Below are 26,077 nucleotides of genomic sequence, written 5' to 3' on the forward strand. Positions count from 1 at the left end.
GAAAAGTCTTTAACCGCCCCTAACCCCCTGCGCCACCACCCGGGCACCGCGGGGGTTGGGGGCGGTTTGCGATCGCTGGGAAGGGGGTTCGGTGTACTTGAAGACCGGCGAACCCCGGTGGGGGTGATTGGGCGTCGGTTAGAGGTCGCCGACGTCGATGAGGCCGTCCTGGATCGCGCGCGCCACCAGTGCCGCCTTGGTCGGGGCGCCGCGCCCGGCGTTGGCGTACTTCACCCGCACCCGGTCGATGTAGGAGTTCACCGTGCGCACCGACAGCGAGAGCTTGCGGGCCACCATCTCCTTGGACTCGCAGTGGAACCACTCGATCAGCACGTCCACCTCGCGCGGGGCGAGCTTCGGCCGCTGCGCCCGAGTGTCGGTGCCGAGCGCCCCGGCCAGCGCGGGCGTGGTGTACGGCTGGTCGTGCGCGGCCGCCCGGATCGCCGCGACCAGGTGCCGCTCGCCCTCCGCCTTGGTCACATACCCGCTCGCGCCGATGTCCAGGCAGGTCAGCGCCGTGTCGGGATCGTCGCGCATGGTGTAGACGACCACCTTGCGCCCGTCGTCGACCAGCCGCCGCAGGTCGCCGTAGGAGGGCGTGCCGCCGGAGAGCTGGAGGTCGAAGACCACCACGTCGGCCAGCGAGCCCGGCTCCAGCCAGGCCGTGCGCACGTTCGCCCCCGCGCCCAGCACCTTGATCGGCGGGTTCGCCGACGCGCACCACACCCGCACACCGGCCGCGATGGCCGGGTGGTCGTCGATCACCACCACCGTGATGCTCATGCCCGCCACGTCACCTCGACCCACACCCGGCCCTCTGCCTCCATCGTCGTCGTCGCGACGCCTGGACATTCCACAGTGGACAGTTCCGCGGTCGCGGTGTTGTCGGCGACGACGCTCACCGAGACCCGGTCCGGCCACCCCGCCACGGTCACCCGCGCCGAGCGGACAGTCGCGACCAGCACCGCCAGCATCGGTTCGGTGAGCGCCCGGCGCACCTGCTTGCTCAGCGCCGGGCGCTCCCCGCGCACCGCGAGCGATACCGTGATCCCGTTGCGCTCCACCAGGTCGATGCACGCCTGGAGCTGGTGCACCAACGGGTCCGGCACGTCGTCGCCCTCGGCGAACAACCGCCGCATCCTGGCCGCCTCCAGCGCGCACGACCGCCGCACCCGCTCGTCCTCGGGGTTGAGCGCCCCGGTCGCCAGCCCGGCCAGCAGCGGCGCGGTGGTCGTGGCCAGCGCCGTGTACCGCAGCCGCTGCTCGGCGTGCAGCCGCTCGGCCACCGCCTCTTCCGTGCGCAACTTCTCCTCCTGCTCGGCGACCCGCGCGGCGTCCACGGCGATCCACCGCATCAGCGTCGCGGCGTGCCCGACCGCGAGCTGGAAACCCCACACGATGACGGTCTGCACGGCCATCCCGACCAGGGTGGCGCGATCGGTCTGACCGGCGATGGCCAGCTGCGCCAAGGTGATCGCGTAGTGCGTCACCAGCAGCGTCGCGAGCGGGCGCACGCCGAGGTCCAGCGTCAGCAGCACGGCCAGCCAGCCGAGCGGCCCGAACGACCAGTGCGCCTGCCCGATCAGGTGCGGGGCGGGGATCGCGGCCGTCGCGGCGATCGAGATGCCGAAGACCAGCCCCGCCAACGGCCATCGCCACCGGCCGGGCGTGATCTCCAGCCAGGCCAGCGCGCCGAAGCCGCAGGCGATCAGCGCGAACGCCGTGAACGCGACCGACTGCACCCACGCCGGGCGGTAGAGGTCCATGTGCACCAACAACATCGGCAGGCTCAGTCCACAAAGGACGGCCAGCGTGATGGCGACGACGGCCAGGCGCAGCCCGCGCAGGATGTGCGCCGCAGTCGGCTCCGGCGCGGTGCCCTCGGGCTCGGCCGTCACGGGCCGTGCGGGCGCGGCGACATCAAGCATGGGGCCACTCCAGCCGCACGCTCGTGCCCGCACCCGGGCTGCTCGCGATCACGGCTCGCCCGCCGACCGCCGTCAGCCGCTCCACCAGCGAGTAGGCCAGCCCGCGCCGCTGCGGCGGCACGTGGTCGGGCTCGAAACCACGTCCGCTGTCGAGCACTTCGACGACCACCCCGCCGTTGCGCCGCGACGACACCCGGACGAGCGCGTTCAGCACGCCGGAGTGCCTGGCCACATTGGTCAGCGCTTCCCTGGTGGCCCGGCACATCGCCACCGCGACCACGGCGGGCACCGCCAGGCCGGAGGTACCGCGCCAGTCCACCCGCAACGGACACTGCTCGATGACGTCCTCCAGCAACCGCACGAGATCCACATCGCCCGCGGTGCTGCTCGGCAGCCCGGAGCCGCTGAGCACGTCGAGATCCCGCGCGGCCTGCTCCGCCAACCACGTCGCCCGCCCATCGAGCACCCCCGCCCCGACCATCAGCAGCGTCGCCGCCGCGGTGTCGTGCAGCGTGGCCAAGTGAGCACGCTCATCGGCTCGAACGGCCGCGGCGATCGCCGACTGCCTGCGCGCCAGCTCCTGAGCCGCGGAGGCGCGGTCCGCACGCCGCCCACCCCGCCGCACGAGCACGTACAGGCCGTAGGACAACGCCGCCTCGACGAGCATCCACAACGCCAGCGGCAGCGCTTCCGGCCAGCGCGTCGGGGCGGCAAGGGCCGCGCCGGAGAGATACGCGGCCACCATGAACACGGTTGCCGCCGCGGAAACCACAGGGGGCACGTGCCACTGGTGCGTGACCACCACGATGGAGATGACCACGAGCACCCAGCTCGTGCCGTTGTACAGGGCTTCGCCCGGGACCACCCACGGCTGCGCCAGGCACACCCCGGCCAGCACCACCGCATCCGCCGCGATCACCAAGGGCCCGCGCGACAACCGCACGTACACGGCGTTCCACGCGTTCAGCCCCACCGCCACCGCAAGGGTCACCGGCACCGCGTCCGGGGCGACAGCCAACAACGACAGCACACTGCACGTCGCGATCACGACCGTGCGAACGACCCCTGCGTAGCGCAGTCCGAGCCGCCGCAGTTCCCGCTCCGCTGGCCCCAACGTCCACCCGCCCCGGCTCCTCGTGACGCACCACCGTAGCGATCAAGCTCGCCCGTGTGGAGCGTCCAGCCCCCGAACCTCCCAGGCCGATGCACAACTCTCCGCCCACGCCCGAATACCCGGCTCACCGTGGTCGAACAGTCCGTTTCGTACTCTTGCCGGGAAAGAGAGCGCTCCCAAATCCCGCTATGAGTACGAAACGGGAAAATCAGGGGTGGCGGAAGATGAGGTAGCGGATGGTGCGGGGTTGGGGGACGGGGGTGTCGGCGGGGAGACCGCTGCTCGCGAGGACGTCGTCGCCCAGGGAGGGCAACGAGCCCCGGTCCTGGCCGGGGCGCCAGCGGTCGGCCACGGCGACGCAGTCGGCGATCACCTCGCGCGGGGTGATCATCAGTGAACCGGAGACCTCGATGGGGTCCTCGGCGATGAGACCCAGGTCTGTCAGCGAAGCGGCGATCTGGTCTGGACCGGAGATGTCGGCGCGCACGTCGTCGCGCGGCAGCCCGGCCTCCGAAGCGCGGTCGTAGAAGGCGTTGGACAGCTCGCGCAGCGCGCCGGTGTAGAGCGGCCAGCCCAACGACAGGCACAACCGGCCACCGGGCGCGAGCACACGGGCGATCTCCGCCAGCGCGGTCCGCCACTCGGCGATGTGGAACAGCACGCGCGCGATGTGCACACCGCCCACGGAGCCCGAGGCGTGCGGCAGCGCGGTCGCGCTCGCCACGGTGAAGGTCGAGCCGGGAATGGACACCTGCCGCCAGTCCTCGACGTCGGTCAGCTCGAAGCGGACCCCGCGCGCGGCGATCTCCGCGGCCAGGAAACCCGAGCCGGAGCCGATGTCGAGAGCGGACGGGCCCAGGCACGCCGCGAGGCGGCCGAACAGGAGTTCGGCCGCCTCGGCGGGAAGCATCATGCTCGACCCCGCAAGCGGGTCTTCGGAACAGGGATCACACCCCTGCGGCGTTCTTGAGGGCCTCGACCCGGTCCAGGCGCTCCCACGGGAGGTCCAGCTCGGGACGGCCGAAGTGGCCGTAGGCGGCGGTCTGCGCGTAGATCGGGCGCAGCAGCTCCAGGTCCCGGATGATCGCGGCCGGGCGCAGGTCGAAGACCTGGCTGATGGCGGCCTGGATCTTGGCCGGGTCGATGTTCTCGGTGCCGAAGGTCTCCACGAACAGGCCGACCGGGGCCGCCTTGCCGATGGCGTAGGCGACCTGGACCTCCATCCGGGTGGCCAGACCCGCGGCGACGGCGTTCTTGGCGACCCAGCGCATGGCGTAGGCGGCCGAGCGGTCCACCTTCGACGGGTCCTTGCCGGAGAACGCGCCGCCGCCGTGGCGGGCCATGCCGCCGTAGGTGTCGACGATGATCTTGCGGCCGGTCAGGCCCGCGTCGCCCATGGGGCCGCCGATGACGAACCGGCCGGTCGGGTTGACCAGCACGCGCACGTCGCTGGTGTCCAGCTTCAGCTCGTTGATCTCCGGGGAGATCACGTGCTCGCGGACGTCGACGGCGAGCATCTGCTCCAGGTCGATGTCGGCGGCGTGCTGGCTGGAGAGCACCACGGTGTCCAGGCGGACCGGCTGGTCGCCCGCGTACTCGATGGTGACCTGCGTCTTGCCGTCCGGGCGCAGGTACGGCAGCGTGCCGTTCTTGCGCACCTCGGTCAGCCGCTTGGACAGCCGGTGCGCCAGCGCGATCGGCAGCGGCATCAGCTCGGGGGTGTCGGTGGACGCGTAGCCGAACATCAGGCCCTGGTCGCCGGCGCCCTGCTTGTCGATGTCGTCCTCGGCGCCCTCGACCCGGGTCTCGTGCGCGGTGTCCACGCCCTGGGCGATGTCCGCGGACTGCGAGCCGATCGCGACGTTGACGCCGCAGGAGTGGCCGTCGAAGCCCTTGGCCGAGGAGTCGTAGCCGATCTCCAGGATCTTCTCGCGGACGATCGAGGGGATGTCGGCGTAGGCCTCGGTGGTCACCTCACCGGCGACGTGCACCTGGCCGGTGGTGATCAGGGTCTCCACCGCGACGCGGGAGCGCGCGTCCTTGGCGAGCAGCGCGTCCAGGATCGAGTCGCTGATGGCGTCGCAGATCTTGTCCGGATGACCCTCGGTCACGGACTCACTGGTGAAGAGTCTGCGGCTCTGCTGCGTCACGGTGCTCCCCATTAGATGTGTTCTGGTGCCAGGAAAAACTGCGTCAGCGTACTTCGCCGCCGGACGCGCCAGGTCGGACGTATTCAAGCTTCTTGCTCACAGCGTCCCAGAGCAGCGCCGCGAGTTCAGCTTTCCCACCAAGTGGGAGCTCGGTGGTACTCGCGCCACCGTCGCCGGAGGCCAGCAGCCAGCCCGAGTTGTGCTCCACCTCGAAAGCCCGCCCGTCCCCGACCGCGTTGACAACCAGCAGGTCACAGCCCTTTCGCCGGAGCTTGGCGCGGCCGTGCTCCAGCGGGGTGCCGTCGGCGTCGCCGGTCTCGGCGGCGAAACCGACCACGAGCTGTCCAGGGAAACGATGTACAACCAGCTCGGCCAGGACGTCCGGGTTGCGGGTCAGTTCCACAGCCGGGTCCGGGCGGTCATCGGACTTCTTGATCTTGTGTTCGGCGGTGGTGACCGGGCGGAAGTCGGCGACCGCCGCGGCCATCACCACCACGTCGGCGGTCTTGGCGGCCTCGCGCATGGCCTCGCGCAGCTCCAGCGCCGTGCCCACCCGCACCAGGTCCACCCCGGCGGGCGTGGCCAGGTCCGCGGTGTGCGCCGCGACCAGCGTCACGGTGGCGCCGCGCTGCGCGGCGACCCGCGCGAGCGCGAAGCCCTGCCGCCCCGACGAGCGGTTGCCGAGGAAGCGCACGGGGTCCAGGGGCTCGCGGGTGCCGCCCGCGGAGATCGCGACGTGCGTGCCTTCGAGATCGCGGGGCAGCGCGTCGCGGCGGGCCAGCAGCAGGCGGCACAGGTCGGCGATCTCGGCGGGCTCCGGCAGCCTGCCCTTGCCGGTGTCCTTGCCGGTCAGCCGCCCGCTCGCGGGTTCGGCGACGATCACCCCGCGCTCGCGCAGCAACGCCACGTTGGCCCTGGTCGCCGGGTGCTCCCACATCTCGGTGTGCATCGCCGGGACCAGCAGCACCGGGCAGCGCGCGGTGAGCAGGGTGTTGGTCAGCAGGTCGTCGGCCAGCCCGTGCGCGGCCTTGGCCAGCAGGTCCGCGGTGGCGGGGGCGACCACGACCAGGTCGGCGGTCTGCCCCAGGCGCACGTGCGGGACCTCGGGCACGTCGGCGAAGACCCCGGTGTGCACGGGGTTGCCGGACAGCGCCTCGAAGGTGGCGGCGCCGACGAAGTTCAGCGCGGCCGAGGTCGGAACGACCCGCACCTCGTGCCCGGTCTCGGTCAGCCGTCGCAGCAGGTCGCACGCCTTGAAGGCGGCGATCCCACCGGCGACGCCGAGAACGACCCGAGGGCGGGTGCCGTCCGTGTTACTCACTCGCCTTCGGTGTGCTCAAGCATCCCGGAGTGGATCTCGCGCAGCGCGATCGACAGCGGCTTCTCGCGCGGACCCGGCTCCACCAGCGGGCCGACGTACTCCAGCAGGCCCTCGCCGAGCTGGGCGTAGTAGTCGTTGATCTGCCGCGCGCGCTTGGCGGAGTAGATCACCAGGGCGTACTTCGAGCTGACCTTCTCGAGCAGGTCGTCGATCGGGGGGTTGGTGATGCCCTCGGCGCCGGTGATCGGCTGCGCGAGCGCGCCCAGCTCTGCGGGGATCGTCACTGAGATTGCTCCAAAGTCGAAAGATGGCCCTGAGGGTTCGTCAGCTCGGGCTTCGTCAGCTCGCCTGAGGCGGGGCCGACCATCAAGTCTACCAAGTCGGCGGCGGCCTGCCGCACGTCGGCGTTGACGACGTGGTGGTCGAACTCCTCGGCGGCCGCCAGTTCCTCGCGGGCCACCTGGAGCCTGCGCTCCACCACGGCCGGGTCCTCGGTGCCGCGCCCGGTGAGCCGGTCGACGAGCACCTCCCAGGACGGGGGCATCAGCATCACCAGCCGGGCCTCGGGCATCGCCCGCCGCACCAGCCGGGCGCCCTGGAGCTCGATCTCCAGGACGGCGGGTCTGCCCGCGTCGAGCGCGGTCAGCACCGGTCCTCGGGGGGTTCCGTAGTGGTTGCCCGCGTACTCGGCGTGCTCCAGGATCTCGCCCGCCTCGATCATGCGCTGGAACCAGTCCCGGTCGACGAAGTGGTAGTGCGTCCCGTCGATCTCGCCGGGCCGCGGGGACCTCGTGGTCGCCGAGACGCTGAAGTACAGGTCCGGGGCCATCCGGCGGACCTCGGCCAGCACGCTGGATTTGCCGACGCCGGAAGGGCCCGAGACGACGGTGAGCCGGGGCCGGACGACGGTGGTGCTGTCGTCCGACCCCGGCCGCTCCGTGGTCACTCTGCGCTGAACTCCGCGAGCAGCGCCTTGCGCTGACGGTCGCCGAGACCACGAAGACGACGGCTGTTGGCGATCTCCAGGCGCTCCATGATCTGGGCGGCGCGGACCTTGCCGACGCCGGGCAGCGCCTCGAGCAGAGCCGAGACCTTCATCTTGCCCAGGATCTCGTCGCTCTCCGCCTTGGTCAGCACCTCCTTGAGGTTGGTGCCACCGCGCTTCAGGCGCTCCTTGAGCTCAGCGCGAACGCGACGAGCAGCAGCCGCCTTCTCCAACGCTGCAGCCCGCTGCTCCTCGGTCAGCTGGGGAAGGGCCACGATCATCCTCCGTGGGGTGGGGGTTTATCCAGTAGGAACGGTGCGGCGACCGTACCGACCGGGTCTGACACAAGACAACGCGGGTCGAACATCCGAACACTTCTCAAGCGAGAGCGTGTCCGTGAGTCCCGCATTCGACATCAGTCCTGAGGATGACTACCCATTCGGGTTGTCCTCCTCCTGGCGGACGGTCTGCGAACGTTAGCCGTGAATGACGTTGAAAGCGGTATCACCGCACGACATTCGCGCCTAACCCTCGGCACCGGCCGCAAGTACTACCAGTACCGGCGCCTTCACCGCTACTGACCCGCTACAAGGCCCCCGATCTCCTACATCACACATTTCGTACGCGAGCCGAAACAACCCCACTTGCCGGAGGGGTCCTGACACCGTTTTCCGCGACCCTTTCGGGGGCCTCAGACGCGCAGCGAAGCGGCTATCGACTCACTCGCGCGCAAAGCCGCCGAGCGCACTTCCGCGACCCCGGGACCGTGCCGCAGAACGTCGCGGGAAGTGGTCGGCAGAACGTGCGCGAGCCGATCTCCGAAGACCGTTCTCAGGTCCTGCCCCGTTGCGCCCTGCGCACCGATGCCCGGGGCCAGCAAAGGCCCGTTGACCTGCGAGAAGTCCAGGCCGGTCGCCCCGACTGTCGCCCCGACGACGAGCCCGACGGAGCCGAGCGGATCGGCGCCGGCGTTGCGCGCGGCGGCCTCGTCGATCATGGCCTGGGCGACGCTGCGGCCCTCGCCGGACAGCGTCGCGGTCTGCACCTGCGGACCCTCCGGATTGGACGTTCTGGCGAGCACGAAGACGCCGCGGCCGGTGCGCTCGGCGAGGCTCAGCGCGGGGTCGAGCGAGCCGAAGCCGAGGAACGGTGAGAGCGTTACCGCGTCCGCGGCCAACGGCGAGGAATCGTCCAAGTAGGCGTTGGCGTACGCCGACATGGTTGACCCGATGTCTCCCCGTTTGACGTCCAGCAGGACCAGGGCGCCCGCCTGTCGCGACTCCGCGATGACCCGTTCCAGGACGGCGACACCGCGCGATCCGTGCGCCTCGAAGAACGCCGACTGGGGCTTGAGCACGGAGACGGTCCCCGCCAGCGCCTCGACGGCGGTCAGCGCGAACCGCTCCAGTCCTCCGATGTCCGTTTCCAGGCCCCACGCCTCCAGCAGCGCGGGGTGCGGGTCGATGCCCACGCACAGCGGTCCCCTCTCGGAGACCGCTGTGACGAGCCGGGCCCCGAAGGAACGGGGGCTCACGCGCGGGCCTCGCGGACCGCCGCCTGGAGGTCCTGCAGCGACCGGACGCCGATGTCTCCCCTGATCAGGGCCTCGATGCCGTGCACAGCGGCGGCCGCGCCCTGGACCGTGGTGACGCACGGGATGTCCCTGGCGACGGCCGCGGTGCGGATCTCGTAGCCGTCCAGGCGGGGCCCGTGGTTGCCGTACGGCGTGTTGATCACCATGTCGACCTCTCCCGCCAGGATCGTGTCCACGACGTTCTGGTCGCCCTCGAAGTGCTTGCGCACCACCGTGCACGGGATGCCGTTGCGCCGCAGCACCTCGGCCGTCCCGTCGGTGGCAAGAACTTCGAACCCGAGGTCGGCGAGCCGCTTGACCGGGAAGATCATCGCGCGCTTGTCCCGGTTCGCCACCGAGACGAACACCCGCCCGCTGGTGGGCAACGACCCGTAGGAAGCCGCCTGCGATTTGGCATATGCCTTACCGAAGGAGGCGTCGATGCCCATCACCTCGCCGGTGGACTTCATCTCCGGGCCGAGCAGCGAGTCCACGCCGCGGCCGTCCGGCGTGCGGAAGCGGTGGAACGGCAGGACCGCCTCCTTGACCGCGACCGGGGCGGACACCGGCAGGTCACCGCCGTCGCCGTTGGCGGGCAGCAGGCCCTCGTCGCGCAGCTCGGAGATCTTGGCGCCGAGCGCGATCCTGGCCGCCGCCTTGGCCAGCGGGACCGCCGTGGCCTTGGAGACGAACGGCACGGTCCGCGAGGCGCGCGGGTTGGCCTCCAGCACGTAGAGCACGTCGTCCTTGAGCGCGTACTGCACGTTGAGCAGGCCGAGCACGCCGATGCCCCTGGCGATCGCCTCGGTGGTGCGGCGGACCGCCTCCAGGTCGGTGCGGCCCAGGGTGATCGGCGGCAGCGCGCACGCGGAGTCGCCGGAGTGGATACCGGCCTCCTCGATGTGCTCCATCACACCGCCGAGGTAGACCTCCTGGCCGTCGCAGAGCGCGTCCACGTCGATCTCGATGGCGTCGTCGAGGAAGCGGTCGACCAGCACCGGGTGCTCCGGGCTGACCTCGGTGGCCCTGGCGATGTAGCCGGCCAGGGTGTCCTCGTCGTAGACGATCTCCATACCGCGCCCGCCGAGCACGTAGGAGGGCCGCACGAGCACCGGGTAGCCGATCTCGTCGGCGATCCGCTTGGCGCCCTCGAAGGAGGTGGCCATGCCGTACTTCGGCGCGGGCAGGCCGGCGGCGGTCAGCACCTCGCCGAACGCGCCGCGCTCCTCCGCGAGGTGGATCGCCTCCGGCGAGGTGCCCACGATCGGCACGCCCGCGTCGGCCAGCCGCTGCGCCAGGCCGAGCGGGGTCTGCCCGCCGAGCTGGACGATCACGCCCGCGACCGTGCCGGAGCGCTGCTCGGAGTGCACCACCTCCAGGACGTCCTCGAAGGTCAGCGGCTCGAAGTAGAGCCGGTCCGAGGTGTCGTAGTCGGTGGAGACCGTCTCCGGGTTGCAGTTGATCATCACGGTCTCGAACCCGGCCTCGCGCAGTGCCATGGCCGCGTGCACGCAGGAGTAGTCGAACTCGATGCCCTGGCCGATCCGGTTCGGGCCGGAGCCCAGGATCAGCACCTTCTGCCGCTCGCGCTGCTCGGCGACCTCGCACTCGGCGTCGGGGTCGAGCTCGTAGGCGGAGTAGTGGTACGGAGTGTTCGCGGCGAACTCCGCCGCGCAGGTGTCGACCGTCTTGAACACCGGCCGCACGCCGAGCCGGTGCCGCAGCACCCGCACGCCGTCCTCCCCGGCGAGCTCCGGCCGCAGCGCGGCGAGCTGCCGGTCGGACAGGCCGTTGCGCTTGGCGCGGCGCAGCAGGGGCTCGTCGAGCACCGGGGCCGCCTCGATCTCCTGGCGCAGCTCGATCAGCGCGGCGATCTGGTCGACGAACCAGGGATCGATTCCGGACACCTGGCAAACCTGCTCGACCGTGGCGCCCAGCCGCAGCGCGCGGTCGACGGTGTAGAGCCGCCCGTCGTGACCGGTCTTGAGGGCTTCGAGCGTGTCCTCCAGCGACGTGTCGGGGTCGGCGACGGTCCAGAACCCGGCCGCCTTGGTCTCCATCGAGCGCAGGACCTTGCCCAGCGCCTCGGGGAAGTTGCGGCCCATGGACATGGCCTCGCCGACGCTCTTCATGGTCGTGGTCAGCGTCGGGTCCGCGCCGGGGAACTTCTCGAAGGCGAACCGCGGCACCTTCACCACCACGTAGTCCAGCGTCGGCTCGAAGCTGGCCGGGGTCTCGCCGGTGATGTCGTTGCGGATCTCGTCCAGGGTGTAGCCGATGGCCAGCTTCGCGGCGATCTTGGCGATCGGGAAGCCGGTGGCCTTGGACGCCAGCGCGCTCGACCGCGACACGCGGGGGTTCATCTCGATGACGACCATGCGGCCGTCACGGGGGTTGATGGCGAACTGGATGTTGCAGCCGCCGGTGTCCACGCCGACCGCGCGCAGCACGTCGATGCCCACGTCGCGCATGTGCTGGAACTCGCGGTCGGTCAGCGTCATCGCCGGGGCCACGGTCACCGAGTCACCGGTGTGCACGCCCATCGGGTCGATGTTCTCGATGGAGCAGACCACGACCACGTTGTCCTTGCGGTCGCGCATCAGCTCCAGCTCGTACTCCTTCCACCCGAGCACGCTCTCCTCGATGAGCACCTCGGTGACCGGGCTCTCGTCCAGGCCGACCGACGCGAGCCGCTCCAGCTCGTCGTGCGTGTGCGCCATGCCCGACCCCAGGCCGCCCATGGTGAAGCTGGGCCGGATGACCACGGGCAGGCCCAGGTCGGCGACGGTCTCGCGGACCTCCTCCATGGAGTGGCACACGCGGCTGCGCGGGGTCTCGCCGCCGATGGAGGCGACGATGTCCTTGAACTTCTGCCGGTCCTCGCCGCGCTGGATGGCGTCGATGTCGGCGCCGATCAGCTCCACGCCGTACTTCTCCAGCACCCCGCGCTCGTGCAGGGCGACCGCGGTGTTGAGCGCGGTCTGCCCGCCGAGGGTGGCCAGGATGGCCTGGGGGCGCTCGGCGGCGATGACCTTCTCGACGAACTCGACGGTGATCGGCTCGACGTAGGTGGCGTCGGCGAACTCCGGGTCGGTCATGATCGTCGCCGGGTTGGAGTTGACCAGGCTGACCCGCAGGCCCTCCTCGCGCAGCACGCGGCAGGCCTGGGTCCCGGAGTAGTCGAACTCGCACGCCTGGCCGATCACGATCGGGCCGGAGCCGATGACCAGGACGTGCTTGATGTCAGTGCGCTTGGGCATCTACTTCTTCCCGTCCATGAGCTCGACGAACCGGTCGAACAGGGGCGCGGCGTCGTGCGGACCCGCCGCGGCCTCCGGGTGGTACTGCACGCTGAACGCCGGAACGTCCAGGCAGCGCAGGCCTTCGACCGTGTCGTCGTTGGGGCAGTAGTGGCTGACCTGGGCGGCGCCGAACTCGGAGTCGAAGCGCTCCCCCGGCGTGCCCTCGACGGCGAAGCCGTGGTTCTGGGCGGTGATGGCGACCTTGCCGGTGGCCACGTCGATCACCGGGATGTTGATGCCCCGGTGGCCGTAGCGCATCTTGTAGGTCCCGCGGCCCAGCGCGCGGCCGAGCACCTGGTTGCCGAAGCAGATGCCGAACAGCGGGACGCGGCGGGTCAGGAACTCCCGGGTGAGCGCGACCGCGTGGTCCTGGGTGGCCGGGTCGCCCGGCCCGTTGGACAGGAACACGCCGTCCGGCTCGACGGCCAGTACATCGTCCACAGTGGACCCGAGCGGCAGCACGTGCGCCTCGATGCCGCGCGCGGCCATCATCCTCGGGGTGTTGGACTTGATGCCCAGGTCCAGCGCGGCCACCCGGAACCGAGTCTCGCCGTCCGCGCGCACCACGTAGGGCTTCTTGGTCGTGACGTCACCGGCGAGGTCGGAGCCCGCCATCTCCGGCGCCTGCCGCACCTCGTCGACCAACCGGTCAACCTCGGCGACGGCGTCCCCGGAGAAGATCCCGGCGCGCATGGCCCCCTGCTCGCGGATGTGCCTCGTCAGGGTGCGGGTGTCCACGCCGGAGATGCCGACGACGCCCTGGTCGAGGAGTTCCGCGTCCAGGGACCGGACCGAGCGCCAGTTGGACGGCACGCGCGCGGGGTCTCGCACCACGTAGCCCGCGACCCAGATCCGATCGGACTCGTCGTCCTCGTCGTTCCAGCCGGTGTTGCCGATCTGCGGCGCGGTCTGCACCACGATCTGGCGGTGGTAGGAGGGATCGGTCAGGGTCTCCTGGTAGCCGGTCATGCCGGTGGAGAACACCACCTCGCCGAGGCTGCGGCCGAGCGCCCCGTAGGACTCGCCACGGAAGCTTCTGCCGTCCTCGAGCACCAGGACAGCGGGGGTGCGAGAACTCATCGCGCAGAGTTCCTCTCGGAGTCGTTATTCGGAGCCATAGTCTGCAAGGCGGCCTCCCACTGGGGGTAAACCGAACGGTCATCGCCGCGGAACCCGGTGTCCAGCAGCCAGTTCTCGTCGAGCGCCCAGGTGAGGACAAGGACGCCCTTGATCCCCATGGCCTTGCCCGCCAGCCCGCGTGCGGAGCGGGCGCCCCGGACGGTCTGCGCGGGAATCCACAGTGGACTGGCACCGACGCGCTCGACGTACAACCCCTCGGCGGTCAGCCGTGCGGTCGCCTCGGCCCGGAAGCCGATGTCGCCGATGGCGATCCGGTCGTGCCAGTCCCTGGCGTCCACGGTGCCGACGTAGACGCCCTTCAGCGGCGGCAGCAGGTCGGCCCCGAGGGTCGCGGGCGGGGCGAAGAAACCGGGCATCTCGGCCGACTGGCGGCGGGCCCGGTAGCGCCAGCCGCGCAGCATCGCCAGCAGGCTCAGCACCAGCAGGCCGACCACGATCAGGGTGAGCAGGGTGCGCATCAGCCGCACACCTTTCCCTCGTGCGCGGTGATCCGCCCGCGCAGCATGGTGAGGACCACCCGGGCGGGCAGTTCCATGCCCTCGAAAGGGGTGTTGTCGGAGATGCTGGCGAAGTCCGCGCCGCGCACGGTCCACCGCGCGTCCGGGTCGACCAGCGCCAGGTTGGCGGGCTCGCCCTCGGCCAGCGGTCGGCCCTGGTCGGGCAGCCCGGCGATCTGCGCGGGCCGCTCGCTCATGACCCGCGCCACGCCGCGCCAGTCCAGCAGCTCGGTGATCACCATCGTTTGTGCGACAACCGAAAGCGCGGTCTGGAGCCCCAGCATGCCCGGCCGGGCGCTGGACCACTCGCAGTCCTTGTCCTGCGGGGCGTGCGGCGCGTGGTCGGTGGCCACGCAGTCGACGATGCCCTCCGCGAGCGCGGCCCGCAGCGCCTGCACGTCCACCGACGTCCGCAGCGGTGGGTTGACCTTGTTGACCGGGTCGTAGCTCGCCAGCAGCTCATCGGTCAGCAACAGGTGGTGCGGCGTGACCTCCGCCGAAACCCCGGTGCCACGTGCCTTCGCCCAGCGCAGCACGTCGACCGTGCCCGTGGTGGAGACGTGGCAGACGTGCAGCCGGCCGCCGGTGTGCTTGGCCAGCAAGCAGTCCCGCGCGACGATCGACTCCTCGGCGACCGCGGGCCAGCCCGCGAGCCCGAGCCGCGAGGCGACCTCGCCCTCGTTCGCTTGCGCGCCAACGGTCAGCCGCGGCTCTTCGGCGTGCTGCGCGATCACCGCGTCCAGGGCCTTGCTGTACTCCAGCGCGCGCCGCATCAGCAGCGGGTCGTGCACGCAGTGCCCGTCGTCGCTGAAAACCCTGACGCCCGCGGCGGATCGGGCCATCGTGCCCAGCTCGGCGAGCTTCTCGCCCTTGAGCCCCACGGTGACCGCGCCGACCGGGTGCACGTCGACGAGCCCGGCCTCCTGGCCCCTGCGCCACACGTGCTCGACGACCAGCTGGGTGTCGGCGACGGGATCGGTGTTGGCCATGGCGAACACGGCGGTGTAGCCACCGAGCGCGGCCGCGGCCGACCCGGTCGCGATCGTCTCGGTGTCCTCGCGCCCCGGCTCGCGCAGGTGCGTGTGCAGGTCCACGAAGCCCGGCAGCAGGACTTTCCCTTGCGCCTCAATGACTTCGACGCCTTCAGCTGGCAGATCGGCGCCGATCCGCGCGATCACGCCGTCTTCCACGAGAACGTCAACGGGGTCGCCCTCGCCGTAGAGGAGCACTCCCCTCAGCAGCGCGCTCACAGCGCATTCCCTTCTGTGCCAATAAGCAAGTGGTAGAGCACTGCCATCCGCACGTGCACGCCGTTGGAGACCTGGTCGACGATCGCGGGGCGTTCGGAGTCGGCGACGGCGGAGGAGATCTCCATGCCGCGCAGCATCGGCCCCGGGTGCAGCACGATCGCGTGCTCGGGCAACAGCTTCATCCGGTTCTCGTTGAGCCCGTAGGCGATCGAGTACTCGCGCGCGGACGGGAAGAAGCCCCCGTGCATGCGCTCGGCCTGCACGCGCAACAGCATCACCGCGTCCAGACCCGGCAGCTCCGCGTCCAGGTTGTAGGAGACCGGGACCTTCCACGCCTCGACCCCGGCGGGCACGAGCGTGGGCGGGGCGATCAGGACGACCTCGGCGCCCAATGTGGCCAGCAGGTGGACGTTCGACCGCGCGACGCGGCTGTGCAGGATGTCGCCGACGATCCCGATCCGCCTGCCGCGCAGGTCTCCCAGGCGCTCCCGCAGGGTCGCCGCGTCCAGCAGCGCCTGCGTGGGGTGCTCGTGCATCCCGTCGCCCGCGTTGACCACGCCGGTCCCGGTGTGCCCCAACCAGCCCGCGAGCCGGTGCGCCGCACCGGATGCCGGGTGCCGCACGATCACGCAGTCGGCTCCGGCGGCGGAGAGCGTGAGCGCGGTGTCGCGCAGGGACTCGCCCTTGTTCACCGAGGACCCGCTGGCGGAGACGTTGATCACGTCCGCGCTCATCCACTTGCCCGCGATCTCGAAGGAGACCCTGGTGCGGGTGGAGTTCTCGTAGAACATCGTGATCACCGTGCGACCGCGCAGCGTCGGCAGCTTGCGCACCTCGCGGCCCAGCAGCGTCGCCTTCAGCTCGGCGGCGGTGTCGAGAACGGCGGTGGCGGTGTCCAGGTCGAGGTCGGCGGCGGAGAGCAGGTGCTTCACCGCTGGCCCCCCTGGCTCAGGTAGACGCCGTCGTCTCCGTCCACTTCGGACAGGTGGACCGCGATGTCCTCGCTGCGCGCGGTCGGCACGTTCTTGCCGACGTAGTCCGCGCGGATCGGCAGTTCGCGGTGGCCGCGGTCGACCAGCACGGCCAGCTGCACCGCGCTCGGGCGGCCGTGGTCGCGCAGGGCGTCCAGCGCGGCGCGCACGGTGCGGCCGGAGAACAGCACGTCGTCGACGAGGACGACGAGCCGATCGTCCACTCCGCACTCCGGGAGCTGCGTGTGCTCCAGGGGGCGGGCGGGTTTGCGCCGGAGATCGTCGCGGTAGAGCGTCACGTCGAGTGCGCCGACGGGCACCTTGACGCCGCTGAACTCGGCGATCTTCTCGGCGAGGCGCGCGGCGAGCGGGGCGCCCCGCGAGGGGATGCCGAGCAGCACCACCGACGCGCGGTTCGCCGCGTCCAGCGCGGTCTTCTCGATGACCTGGTGGGCCATCCGGGCAACAGTGCGCGCGACATCACCGGCCGACAGCAGCTCGCGCCGCTCGGCCGGATCCGTCGCGGCACCGGAAGGTGACGCCACGGAAGGGACCTCCTTCCCCGCCTCACTGGACGGGTCCTTAAAGGACGTCTAGCAGGGCTTTTGCCCAGCCACCGGAGACCGTATCAAGAACTCGCGATCAGCCGTCCGAGTGGTGTGTCACTACTCGCCCGCCTGCCGCAGTGAAGTCAGCTTGACCTGGTGAGTTCGAGCAGCAACCATTACTCTCCGTATTGGATGTGATGTTCCCTGCGGCAACTGGTGCCTGCCGACGGGGCGAACGAACGGAGAACCGCCACATGGGCGATTACGCCAAGGCGCTGGGCGCCAAGCTCCGCGCGATCCGCCAGCAGCAGGGCCTGTCGCTGCACGGCGTCGAGCAGAAGTCCGGCGGCCGCTGGAAGGCGGTCGTCGTCGGCTCCTATGAGCGCGGCGACCGTGCGGTGACCGTCCAGAAGCTGGCGGAGCTCGCCGACTTCTACGGCGTGCCGGTGGCGGAACTGCTGCCCGAGGGCCGGGTCCCGTCGGGGGCCGAACCGGCGACGAAGATCGTCATCAACCTCGAACGGCTCCAGCAGCTACCGGCGGACAAGGTGGGCCCACTGGCCCGCTACGCGGCGACGATCCAGAGCCAGCGCGGCGACTACAACGGCAAGGTGCTCTCGATCCGCACCGAGGACCTGCGTTCGCTGGCGATCATCTACGACATGACCCCCGGCGAGCTGACCGAGCAGCTCATCGACTGGGGCGTGCTCCCGCCCGAGGCCAGGCCTTCGAAAGAGGACTGAGTGGACTGACCCTCCTCCGGCACCACGACGAGGCACCCGCGAGCCAGTGGCTCACGGGTGCCTCGTGGGTTTGGTACTAGCCGTTGAGGGAGGCCCGCAGGTGTCCGGCGATCCCGGCGATGCGGCCGAGGACCCCGTTGACGAAGCGCGGGGAGTCGTCCGTGGACAGCGTCTTGGCCAGTTCGATCGCCTCGTCGATGGCGACCGCGTCCGGCACGTCGGCGGCCCAGAGCAGCTCGTAGAGGCCGATCCGCAGGATGGCGCGGTCCACCGCGGGCATCCGGTTGAGGTTCCAGCCCTCGGCGTGCTCGGAGATCAGCTGGTCGATCCGCGCGGCGTTGTCGCGCACGCCCTCGACCAGGGCGATCGTGTAGTCGTTGACCGGGGCGACCTCGGTGGACCCGACCCGCTCGGAGATCAGCGTGACGGGGTCGACCTCGCGGGCCTCGGCCTCGTAGAGGACGTCGACCGCCCGTTTCCTGGCTTTGCTGCGCGCACCCATGTCAGCTGTTGACGCGGCCGAGGTAGCGGGCGTCGCGGGTGTCCACCTTGACCTTGTCGCCGGTGTTGACGAACAGCGGGACCTGGATCTCGGCGCCGGTCTCCAGGGTGGCGGGCTTGGTGCCGCCGGTGGAGCGGTCGCCCTGCAGGCCCGGGTCGGTGTGCTGGATCAGCAGCTCGACCGACGCGGAGAGCTCGACGAACAGCGGGGCGCCCTCGTGCGTGGCGACCATCGCGGAGGTGTTCTCCAGCATGTACTTGGCGGCGTCGCCGACGACGTCACCGGAGACCGTGAGCTGGTCGTAGGTGTCGCCGTCCATGAAGATGAAGTCGTCGCCGTCCTTGTACAGGTAGGTCATCTCCCGCTTGTCCACGGTGGCGGTCTCGACCTTGGTGCCCGCGTTGAAGGTCTTGTCCACGACCTTGCCGGAGAGCACGTGCTTGAGCTTGGTGCGCACGAACGCGCCGCCCTTGCCCGGCTTGACGTGCTGGAACTCGATGACGGTCCAGAGCTGGCTGCCGTCGAGCTTGAGCACCAGTCCGTTCTTGAGGTCGTTGGTGGTGGCCACGGTGGTGGTCTCTCCTGAGGGTGATGTCGGAGGGTCAGACGACCACGAGATCCTTCGTGGTCAGGGTGAGGAGTTCGGGTGCGCCCGCGCGCACGACGAGGGTGTCCTCGATGCGGACCCCGCCCCGCCCGGCCAGGTACACCCCGGGCTCGACGGTGACCGCCATACCGGCGGCAAGTGTACCGACCCCCACCTTGGACAACGCCGGAGCCTCGTGGACCTGCAGGCCCACGCCGTGGCCGAGCCCGTGCAGGAAGTGCTCCCCGTGCCCGGCCGCCTCGATCACCGCGCGGGCCGCCGCGTCCACGTCGGAGACCTTCGTCCCCACCGCCAGCGCGCCCCGCCCGGCGGCCTGGGCGGCGGCGACCAGCTCGTAGATCTCCCGCTGCCAGTCGGCCGCGTCGCCGATCACGAAGGTCCTCGTCATGTCGGAGTGGTAGCCGTCGACGAGCGCGCCGAAGTCGAGCTTCACGAAGTCCCCGGTCCGCAGCACCGCGGCGGTGGGCCGGTGGTGCGGCACCGCCGAGTTCGCCCCGGCGGCCACGATCGTCTCGAACGCGGGCCCGGCGGCGCCGTGCTCCAGCATCCGGTTCTCCAGATCGCGGGCGACCTCCAGTTCCGTGCGGCCCGGCCGCAGCCCGCCGTGCTCGACCAGCGCCGCCAGCGCCCGGTCGGCGGCGGCGCAGGCCATCCGCAGCGCCTCGACCTCGTCCTCGTCCTTGATCAGCCGCAGCTGCTCCACCAGCCCGGCCGCCCGCACCAGCTCGGCGTCCGCTGCTTCTTCGAGGAGGTCCAGGCCGTCCACCGTGACCTTGTGGCTCTCGAATCCCAGGCGCCCGTTCGCCTTCTTCGCCAGCGCCGCGTCGCACGGCCGGTCGATCACCCGCTCCAGGTCCGGCACCTGGGTCTCGGACTGCGTCAGGTACCGGCCGTCGGTGCAGAACAGGCTGCGCGCGTCGTCCTCCGCGTTCACCAGCAGGGCCCCATTGGACCCGGTGAACCCGGTCAGGTAGCGGAGGTTCAGCAGGTCGGTCACCAGCAGCGCGTCGAGCTCCTTCGCGCGGAGTTCCGCGCGCAGCAGTGATCGCCTCCGGGCGTGGGTTTCTGGCATATCCGCAGCGTACGTGGGCCCTGTCGGCGCGGTCGAGCCGTAGGCCTTACGTAGGCTGGCGCGGGTGCGAACCTGGATGACGCGGGGCCTAGCCCTCGGCGCGCTGCACGCGGTGGCCCACGTGGCCGTCGCCGCTGTGCGGGTGCACTCCCCCGAGACGCTCACGCTGCCCCGCACCGTCGCGCTCGCCGTGCTCGTCCTGACCGCCGCTGCCTGGGCTTTTCTGGACCGTTCCCGCACCGATTGGCTGCCCGCCGCCGTGGTGGCGGGTCTCGTGGCGGGCTTGCTAGGGGTCGCCGGTCAGGCCCTGCTCGTGGACGCCACGTCGTTCTCCACGCTCGGCGTCGCGTTGACCGGCGGCGCCGCGTTCACCGCGCTCCTGGTGCTCGTCCCCGCCACGATCGGCAGGTTGCTGGGGCGCCGCCGGGTCACGGAACCCTGACCGCGCCTGACGGCACTCGCATCAACCAGCGCGTGAGACAAATTCCCCCCAAGCCCCTCCGCACAGCCCGCGGAACTGGCATTTCCACCACAACCGCGCCACCCTGGTTGAGGGGTGCCCCCGGGTGGGTGGGGGCTGTCATTACGCGCGCGAGAGCGAAGAGAACTTCGCGGGTGGGAACAGCTGCTCAGCCGCCGAGGGTGGAACCGGCGCGGTAGGAGTCCCAGCGGGCGACGGGGACGTCGACGATCGGGGACTCGTTGGCAATGGCGGCGGACTCGGAGCCGACGCGCCAGAGCCTGCCGTCGTCGAGCAGGAACGCGAAGGGGCGGCCGGGGGCGCGGATCGCCGGGGCGCCGGGGCGGAGACGGGCCAGGACCGGCAGGCGCAGCAGCGCGGGCACGGACGTCGGCAGCAGACGAACGGCCAGGCGCTCGGCGACGGACTTGCGCTCGACGCGGACCCGGTTGCCGCCGATGACCACGTCGATGGTGCGGTCCGGGGCGGGCAGGGCGAAGCCCTCGAGGACCTTGCGGGCCCGGGTGGTGTCGGCGCAGCCGTCGAAGCCGCGCACATCCATGCCGAAGTGCTGGAGATCGGTGGGCGCGCGGGGCTCGCGGGTCGCGCGGACGACGTCGAAGGAAGCGCGGCCGCAGGGGTCCTCGGCGGAGATCATCGCGTGGCCCTCGGCGGTGCGGACCAGGCCGGGGCCCTCCTGCCAGGGGCCGGGGACGTGCACCGGCCGGTACGGGTGCCTGGCGAAGGCGCGGTCCCAGAACGTGAGCGTGGTGCCCTCGGCGGTCTCGTGGGCGATGGCCACCGCGTTCAGCGCGGGCACCCACATCCAGTCCGCGCTGAAGGCGTCGACGATCGAGCGCGTGCGGGTGGCCTGCGTCGAGCCGACGGGAACGAAGCCGTCCCTGGTCAGGGCCTGCACCTGCTCGGCGAACAGCGGGTCCTTGGCGCGCAGGACGAACTGGCCCGCCCCGTTTGGCCCGGCCCCGGCCGCGGTGGTGTCGGTGAACATCAGGTGGAACCAGCCGTCGAGGTGGAACACGGCGGGCTGCCCGACTCCGTAGGTATTGGCGCGGCGCACCTCGCCCGAGGCCCGCACGATGGGCCCGCCCCCGGCCAGCCTGCGCCAGCGGACGCCGTCGTCGCTGGCCGCGACGCCGATGCTGTTGTCGTGGGTGTGATCACTGGGCGCGCCGGTGTAGTAGAGGTAGTAGGTCCCGCTGACCTTGATCACCGACGGGTCGCAGGTGTGCATGGCGTCGAACCCGCCCCCGCTGCCGCTGAACACGGCGCCGACCGCCTGGAACGGTCCGGCCGGGGTGGCGGCGTCGCCGTGCACGATGTCATCGCCCGGCGGGCCCGCGCCGATGAGCTGGCTGCACCACCACATGCGGACGCGGCCGTTCTCCTGGAGCAGGGTGGGGCCGTAGTTGTAGGGCGCCCGCGGTCCGCCCGCCGCGACGACGCCACCGCTCTGCCGAGGGCGGTCGGTGCCCAGGATGCCGGGGACCAGGTCCGCGGTGCCGCCCTTGGCGCCCCGGTTCGGCGCGACGGCGGCTGGCCCGGTCATGGCGGGCGGGGGCGGCTCGGGCGGCGGGGCGGAGGTCGTGCACGCGGTAAAGATCAACACCGTCAGGACGAGCACGCAGAGCAACGCCGCGAGCAGTTCCCGAGGCCGCCGCAGTCCCACCGCTCACCTACTTAGTGCGACGACAAGGCCGGCACAGTCTAAGCAGGCTCACCCGCACGGGTTAGAGCAAGGGAGCGCAGCGTCACACCTCGGCGGGCGCGGCCACCAACTCCACCTGGAAGCCATCAGCGTTTTCCAAGTAGGCCGCGTAGTGGTGCTCGCCGCCGGCGTGCGGGTGCCGCTCGCCGAACATCAACCGCCAGCCGTGCTCGCGCGACTGCTCGGTCAGCCGGTCGACCTCGGCCCGGTCCCCCGCGTGCAGCGCGAGGTGGTTGAGGCCGGGCAGGAGGCGGTCGTGCACATCGCTGCCGCGCGCGGGCGAGCGCTCGGCGACGACGTAGGTCGGGCCCAGTCGCCAGCTGATCCCGTTCTCCCACAACTGGTACTGCCGGAAACCGAGTTCGGTGAGCAGCCAGCCGAAGGTGTCGCGGGCGTGGTCGAGGTCGCCGACCCACAGCTCGACGTGGTGCAGTCCAGTCCTTTGTGGACGTTGAAGGACCTGCACGCGGTGCGCGGCCCCGTAGGCGAAGCGCTCACCGACGTCGAGGAAGCCCAGCCGTTCGGAGAGCTTGAGGCTGCCGGTGTTCTCCGGGTGCACCAGCGCCCACACCGTCGGCAGGGCGAGGTCGTCGAAAGCGTGCCGCAGCAAGGCTTCCGTGGCTTCCCTGGCCAGCCCCGAACCCCAGTGCGGGCGGGCGAGGAACCAGCCGATCTCGGGCAGCCCGCCCGGCAGCTCACCCGAGGGCCGGAGGTGGCCGATGCCGACCGCCGCACCGTCCACAGTGAACAGGAAGTGCCCCATGCCGTCCGGGTAGTCACCGCTGACCCGGTCGTAGACGTTGACGAAAGCGGCCTCGCGGTTGCTCAGGTCGCTGCCGAGCCACTTGCTCGTCTCCGGATCGGCGAAGATCCCCGCGACCGCCTCGGCGTCGGAGGCGCGCAGCTCGCGCAGGACCATCCGCTCGGTGACTAACTCGGGGACCTTCATCACTCCGCCTTCTTCGCCAGGAAACGCAGAGCCAGCTCGTAACCGGTGAGTCCGAGGCCGACGATCACGCCGGTTGCGATGGCGGAGATGTAGCTGTGGTGCCGGAACTCCTCGCGCTTGTGCACGTTGGAGATGTGCACCTCCACCAACGGTTCGGTGAGCTGCGAGCAGGCGTCGCGGACGGCGATCGAGTAGTGCGTCCACGCGCCCGCGTTGAGCACCACCGGTGAGCCCGCGTCGGCCGCCTCGTGCAGCCAGCCCAGCATCTCGCCCTCGTGGTCGGTCTGCCGGACCTCGACCTCCACGCCCAGCTCCGCTCCGGTCCGCTCGCAGAGCCGGACCAGGTCGGCGTAGGTCTCGTTGCCGTAGATCAGCGGCTCCCGGGAACCGAGCCTGCCGAGGTTGGGGCCGTTGAGCACGAGGACCTTCACAGCAGCAGACCTCCACCGTCCGAAGTGGACTCACGCGCGATCGCGGAGTAGGCGGCCGCCAGCAGGCCCGGCTCCGGCCCTTCGAGGCGACCGGGTTTGGCCAGGCCGTCGAGCACCACGAAGCGCAGCACGCCGGAGCGGGTCTTCTTGTCCCCGCGCATGGTCTCCAGCAGCTGCGGCAGCGCGTCGGCGTCGTAGGTCGTCGGCAGCCCGATCGCCTTCAGCACGCGGTAGTGCCGGTCCACCGTCTCGTCGTCCAGGCGACCGGCCAGCCGCGCCAGCTCCGCGACGAAGACCATGCCGACGCTGACCGCCGCCCCGTGCCGCCAGCGGTAGCGCTCGCGCCGCTCGATGGCGTGGCCGAGGGTGTGGCCGTAGTTGAGCACCTCGCGCAGGCTCGACTCGCGCAGGTCCGCGGCGACCACGTCCGCCTTGACCTGGATCTTGCGCCGGACCAGCTCGGCGAGCACGTCGCCGGTCGGGTCCAGCGCGGCCTCCGGATCGGCCTCGATGAGGTCGAGGATCACCGGGTCGGCGATGAACCCGCCCTTGACGACCTCCGCCATGCCCGCGACGAGTTCGTTGCGCGGCAACGACTCCAGCGTCGCCAGGTCGACGAGCACGGCCATCGGCTCGTGGAAGACGCCGACCAGGTTCTTGCCCGCCTCGGTGTTGATCCCGGCCTTGCCGCCCACCGCCGCGTCGACCATGCCCAGCAGCGTGGTCGGCACGTGCACGACGCGCACGCCGCGCATCCAGGTGCCCGCGATGAACCCGGCCAGGTCCGTGGTGGCCCCGCCGCCGAGCGAGACGATCACGCCGCCCCGGTCCATGCCGATGCGGCCGAGCACGTCCCAGCAGAACCCCGCGACCGCCAGGCTCTTGCCGTCCTCGGCGTCGGGCAGTTCGACGCGGTGCGCCGAGGCCCCCGCGCCCTCCAGCTCCTCGCGCAGGCTCTCCGCCGTGGCGGTGAGGGTCGGCTGGTGCAGGATCGCGACGGTGCCGACGCCCTTGAGCGTCTCCAGGATCTCGCTGAGCAGCCCCCTGCCGATGACGACGTCGTAGGGCTGGCCGGTGTTGACCCGGACCCGCACGGGCTCGGAGTGCGTCATCGCTTCACTTCCAGTGCTTCGAGGGCCGCCGCGGCGACCTCCTCCGGCGTGCGGGAGTCGGTGCTGACCTCGACCGTGGCCACCTCGCGGTAGAGCGGCAACCGCGCGTCGAGCAGCGCCTTGAAGGTGGCGCGCGGGTTCACGCCCGCCAGCAGCGGACGCGCGCTGGACAGCCCGGTGCGCCGCACGCCTTCGGCCATGCCCACGCCGAGGAACACCACGACGTGGTCGGCCAGCAGCGCGCGGGTGCGTTCGGAGAGCACGGCTCCGCCGCCGAGCGCCACGACTCCGTCGTGCTCGGCGACCGCCGCGGCGACGGCGCGCTCCTCGATCTCGCGGAACGCCGCCTCACCGTCGACGGTGAAGATGTCGCTGATCGACTTGCCGGTGCTCGTCACGATGTCGGCGTCGACGTCGCGGAAGCCGACACCCCACTTGTCCGCCAGCAGGCCGCCCACGGTGGTCTTGCCCGCGCCGGGCGGACCGACGACGACCGCGCGCGGACTCACCAGCGCTCCTTCAGCGCCGCGAGGTACGCCTCGGCGTTGCGCCTGGTCTCGGTGACCGAGTCGCCACCGAACTTCTCCAGCACCGCGTCCGCGAGGACCAGGGCCACCATCGCCTCGGCGACCACACCCGCCGCGGGCACCGCGCAGGCGTCGGAGCGCTGGCTGATCGCCACCGCGGCCTCCCCGGTCGCGGTGTCCACAGTGGACAGAGCGCGGGGCACCGTGGAGATCGGCTTCATCGCGGCGCGCACGCGCAACGGCTCGCCGTTGGTGATGCCTCCCTCCACACCGCCCGCCCGGTTGGAGCGGCGGCTGACGCCGAGCTCGCTGTCGGAGCGGTCGATCTCGTCGTGCGCCTTGCTGCCACGCCGCCGCGCGGTCTCGAAGCCGTCACCGACCTCGACGCCCTTGATCGCCTGGATGCCCATGAGGGCCCCGGCGAGCCGCGAGTCGAGCCTGCGGTCCCAGTGCACGTGCGAGCCCAGGCCCGGGGGCAGCCCGTAGGCCAGCACCTCGACCACACCGCCGAGGGTGTCGCCGTCGGCCTTGGCCGCGTCCACCTCGGCGACCATGGCCGCGCTGGCGTCGGCGTCGAAGACCCGCACCGGGCTCGCGTCGACCGCCTCAAGGTCCTCCGGGCCCGGCAGCACGCCCGCGGGCGCCTCGACCGTGCCGATGGACACCACGTGGCTGATCACCTCGACGCCCAGGGTCTGCCTCAGGAAGGCCCGCGCGACCGCACCGAGCGCGGTGCGTGCCGCGGTCTCCCGCGCGCTCGCCCGCTCCAGCACCGGGCGCGCGTCGTCGAAGCCGTACTTCTGCATGCCGGGGAGGTCGGCGTGCCCGGGCCGGGGCCGGGTGAGCGGGGCGCTGCGGGCGAGCCCGGCCAGCTCCTCCTCCGGCACCGGATCCGGCGACATCACCTTCTCCCAGCGCGGCCACTCGCTGTTGGCGACCTGCACGGCAACGGGGCCGCCCTGGGTCAGCCCGTGCCGGACGCCACCGAGGAAGGTGACGACGTCGGCCTCGAACTTCATCCGGGCGCCACGGCCGTGGCCCAGGCGCCTCCTAGCCAAATGACCCGCGACATCACCAGTGGTGATCTCGACCCCGGCGACCAAGCCCTCGAGCACGGCGACCAGGGCAGGGCCGTGCGACTCTCCAGCAGTGATCCAGCGCAACACGCC

Annotated in this window: 27 protein-coding genes; 2 read left to right on the forward strand and 25 right to left on the reverse strand. The window is 71.2% G+C overall.

Translation table 11 applies throughout. The annotated features are described in order from the left end of the window. Window positions 1–138: 138 nt before the first annotated feature. From NLX83_RS18315 to pyrR, 16 genes are all read right to left on the reverse strand, one after another. On the reverse strand, window positions 139–783 hold the full coding sequence (locus NLX83_RS18315) for a response regulator transcription factor (protein WP_254236297.1): 645 nt from the start codon (window positions 781–783) through the stop codon (window positions 139–141). Further along, a complete protein-coding gene (locus tag NLX83_RS18320; RefSeq protein ID WP_254236298.1) occupies window positions 780–1,928 on the reverse strand; it encodes a hypothetical protein in 1,149 nt (382 codons plus the stop codon). The genes NLX83_RS18315 and NLX83_RS18320 overlap by 4 nt, the downstream gene beginning before the upstream one ends. Beyond that, window positions 1,921–3,042 carry a sensor histidine kinase gene (locus tag NLX83_RS18325; protein WP_254236299.1) on the reverse strand — a complete coding sequence of 374 codons (1,122 nt, stop codon included), beginning with the start codon at window positions 3,040–3,042 and terminating at the stop codon, window positions 1,921–1,923. Before NLX83_RS18325 ends, NLX83_RS18320 begins: the two co-directional genes overlap by 8 nt. A gap of 208 nt (window positions 3,043–3,250) precedes the next feature. Further along, entirely contained in the window at window positions 3,251–3,955 is a 705-nt protein-coding gene (locus tag NLX83_RS18330) for a class I SAM-dependent methyltransferase (protein ID WP_254236300.1), read from the reverse strand. A gap of 34 nt (window positions 3,956–3,989) precedes the next feature. Beyond that, window positions 3,990–5,204, reverse strand: coding sequence for a methionine adenosyltransferase (metK, locus tag NLX83_RS18335; protein WP_254236301.1), 1,215 nt, complete (start codon window positions 5,202–5,204; stop codon window positions 3,990–3,992). A 31-nt stretch (window positions 5,205–5,235) separates the two neighbouring features. Beyond that, window positions 5,236–6,513, reverse strand: a complete 1,278-nt coding sequence (gene coaBC / locus NLX83_RS18340; protein WP_254236302.1) for a bifunctional phosphopantothenoylcysteine decarboxylase/phosphopantothenate--cysteine ligase CoaBC — start codon at window positions 6,511–6,513, stop codon at window positions 5,236–5,238. Then, window positions 6,510–6,797, reverse strand: a complete 288-nt coding sequence (gene rpoZ, locus NLX83_RS18345; RefSeq protein ID WP_254236303.1) for a DNA-directed RNA polymerase subunit omega — start codon at window positions 6,795–6,797, stop codon at window positions 6,510–6,512. The genes coaBC and rpoZ overlap by 4 nt, the downstream gene beginning before the upstream one ends. Then, a complete protein-coding gene (gene gmk / locus NLX83_RS18350; RefSeq protein ID WP_254236304.1) occupies window positions 6,794–7,459 on the reverse strand; it encodes a guanylate kinase in 666 nt (221 codons plus the stop codon). Before gmk ends, rpoZ begins: the two co-directional genes overlap by 4 nt. After that, on the reverse strand, window positions 7,456–7,773 hold the full coding sequence (gene mihF, locus NLX83_RS18355; RefSeq protein ID WP_254236305.1) for an integration host factor, actinobacterial type: 318 nt from the start codon (window positions 7,771–7,773) through the stop codon (window positions 7,456–7,458). The genes gmk and mihF overlap by 4 nt, the downstream gene beginning before the upstream one ends. 416 nt (window positions 7,774–8,189) lie before the next feature. Further along, window positions 8,190–9,032 (reverse strand): orotidine-5'-phosphate decarboxylase, encoded by an 843-nt coding sequence (gene pyrF / locus NLX83_RS18360; RefSeq protein WP_254236306.1) that lies wholly within the window; start codon window positions 9,030–9,032, stop codon window positions 8,190–8,192. Continuing rightward, window positions 9,029–12,331 (reverse strand): carbamoyl-phosphate synthase large subunit, encoded by a 3,303-nt coding sequence (gene carB, locus NLX83_RS18365; protein WP_254236307.1) that lies wholly within the window; start codon window positions 12,329–12,331, stop codon window positions 9,029–9,031. Before carB ends, pyrF begins: the two co-directional genes overlap by 4 nt. Next, window positions 12,332–13,453, reverse strand: a complete 1,122-nt coding sequence (gene carA, locus NLX83_RS18370; RefSeq protein ID WP_254236308.1) for a glutamine-hydrolyzing carbamoyl-phosphate synthase small subunit — start codon at window positions 13,451–13,453, stop codon at window positions 12,332–12,334. Further along, a complete protein-coding gene (locus NLX83_RS18375) occupies window positions 13,450–13,971 on the reverse strand; it encodes a PH-like domain-containing protein (protein ID WP_254236309.1) in 522 nt (173 codons plus the stop codon). The genes carA and NLX83_RS18375 overlap by 4 nt, the downstream gene beginning before the upstream one ends. Next, entirely contained in the window at window positions 13,971–15,260 is a 1,290-nt protein-coding gene (locus NLX83_RS18380; RefSeq protein ID WP_254236310.1) for a dihydroorotase, read from the reverse strand. Before NLX83_RS18380 ends, NLX83_RS18375 begins: the two co-directional genes overlap by 1 nt. Next, window positions 15,257–16,192 carry an aspartate carbamoyltransferase catalytic subunit gene (locus NLX83_RS18385; RefSeq protein WP_254236311.1) on the reverse strand — a complete coding sequence of 312 codons (936 nt, stop codon included), beginning with the start codon at window positions 16,190–16,192 and terminating at the stop codon, window positions 15,257–15,259. Before NLX83_RS18385 ends, NLX83_RS18380 begins: the two co-directional genes overlap by 4 nt. Continuing rightward, window positions 16,189–16,776 carry a bifunctional pyr operon transcriptional regulator/uracil phosphoribosyltransferase PyrR gene (gene pyrR / locus NLX83_RS18390; protein WP_308209331.1) on the reverse strand — a complete coding sequence of 196 codons (588 nt, stop codon included), beginning with the start codon at window positions 16,774–16,776 and terminating at the stop codon, window positions 16,189–16,191. Before pyrR ends, NLX83_RS18385 begins: the two co-directional genes overlap by 4 nt. A gap of 257 nt (window positions 16,777–17,033) precedes the next feature. On the opposite strand from pyrR, the gene bldD reads away from it, so the two are divergent. After that, window positions 17,034–17,522, forward strand: a complete 489-nt coding sequence (gene bldD, locus NLX83_RS18395; RefSeq protein ID WP_030430051.1) for a transcriptional regulator BldD — start codon at window positions 17,034–17,036, stop codon at window positions 17,520–17,522. A gap of 76 nt (window positions 17,523–17,598) precedes the next feature. Here the strand turns inward: bldD and nusB are convergent, their stop codons facing one another. From nusB to NLX83_RS18410, 3 genes are read right to left on the reverse strand one after another with little or no spacing between them, the layout of a single operon-like run. Then, window positions 17,599–18,024: a transcription antitermination factor NusB gene (nusB, locus tag NLX83_RS18400; RefSeq protein ID WP_254236312.1), complete on the reverse strand. Its 426-nt coding sequence runs from the start codon at window positions 18,022–18,024 to the stop codon at window positions 17,599–17,601. 1 nt (window position 18,025) lies between these two features. Then, window positions 18,026–18,592, reverse strand: coding sequence for an elongation factor P (efp, locus tag NLX83_RS18405; protein ID WP_254236313.1), 567 nt, complete (start codon window positions 18,590–18,592; stop codon window positions 18,026–18,028). A gap of 34 nt (window positions 18,593–18,626) precedes the next feature. Continuing rightward, window positions 18,627–19,703 (reverse strand): M24 family metallopeptidase, encoded by a 1,077-nt coding sequence (locus tag NLX83_RS18410; protein ID WP_254236314.1) that lies wholly within the window; start codon window positions 19,701–19,703, stop codon window positions 18,627–18,629. Window positions 19,704–19,767: 64 nt separating this feature from the next. Between NLX83_RS18410 and NLX83_RS18415 the strand changes: the two genes are divergently transcribed. Then, window positions 19,768–20,145, forward strand: coding sequence for a hypothetical protein (locus NLX83_RS18415; RefSeq protein ID WP_254236315.1), 378 nt, complete (start codon window positions 19,768–19,770; stop codon window positions 20,143–20,145). 187 nt (window positions 20,146–20,332) lie between these two features. On the opposite strand, the gene NLX83_RS18420 is transcribed toward NLX83_RS18415, so the two are convergent. From NLX83_RS18420 to aroC, 6 genes are all read right to left on the reverse strand, one after another. Then, on the reverse strand, window positions 20,333–21,850 hold the full coding sequence (locus tag NLX83_RS18420) for a beta-xylosidase (RefSeq protein ID WP_254236316.1): 1,518 nt from the start codon (window positions 21,848–21,850) through the stop codon (window positions 20,333–20,335). 82 nt (window positions 21,851–21,932) lie between these two features. Then, the gene (locus NLX83_RS18425; protein WP_254236317.1) at window positions 21,933–22,838 is read right to left on the reverse strand and encodes a GNAT family N-acetyltransferase; all 906 of its coding nucleotides are present in this window, start codon (window positions 22,836–22,838) and stop codon (window positions 21,933–21,935) included. After that, a complete protein-coding gene (aroQ, locus tag NLX83_RS18430; RefSeq protein ID WP_254236318.1) occupies window positions 22,838–23,269 on the reverse strand; it encodes a type II 3-dehydroquinate dehydratase in 432 nt (143 codons plus the stop codon). Before aroQ ends, NLX83_RS18425 begins: the two co-directional genes overlap by 1 nt. After that, window positions 23,266–24,381 carry a 3-dehydroquinate synthase gene (aroB, locus tag NLX83_RS18435; protein WP_254236319.1) on the reverse strand — a complete coding sequence of 372 codons (1,116 nt, stop codon included), beginning with the start codon at window positions 24,379–24,381 and terminating at the stop codon, window positions 23,266–23,268. The genes aroQ and aroB overlap by 4 nt, the downstream gene beginning before the upstream one ends. After that, window positions 24,378–24,890, reverse strand: a complete 513-nt coding sequence (locus NLX83_RS18440; RefSeq protein WP_254236320.1) for a shikimate kinase — start codon at window positions 24,888–24,890, stop codon at window positions 24,378–24,380. Before NLX83_RS18440 ends, aroB begins: the two co-directional genes overlap by 4 nt. Next, entirely contained in the window at window positions 24,887–26,074 is a 1,188-nt protein-coding gene (gene aroC, locus NLX83_RS18445; protein ID WP_254236321.1) for a chorismate synthase, read from the reverse strand. Before aroC ends, NLX83_RS18440 begins: the two co-directional genes overlap by 4 nt. Window positions 26,075–26,077 lie beyond the last annotated feature (3 nt).

This window comes from Allokutzneria sp. A3M-2-11 16, assembly GCF_024213555.1.
In the GTDB taxonomy this organism is placed as follows: Bacteria; Actinomycetota; Actinomycetes; order Mycobacteriales; family Pseudonocardiaceae; genus Allokutzneria.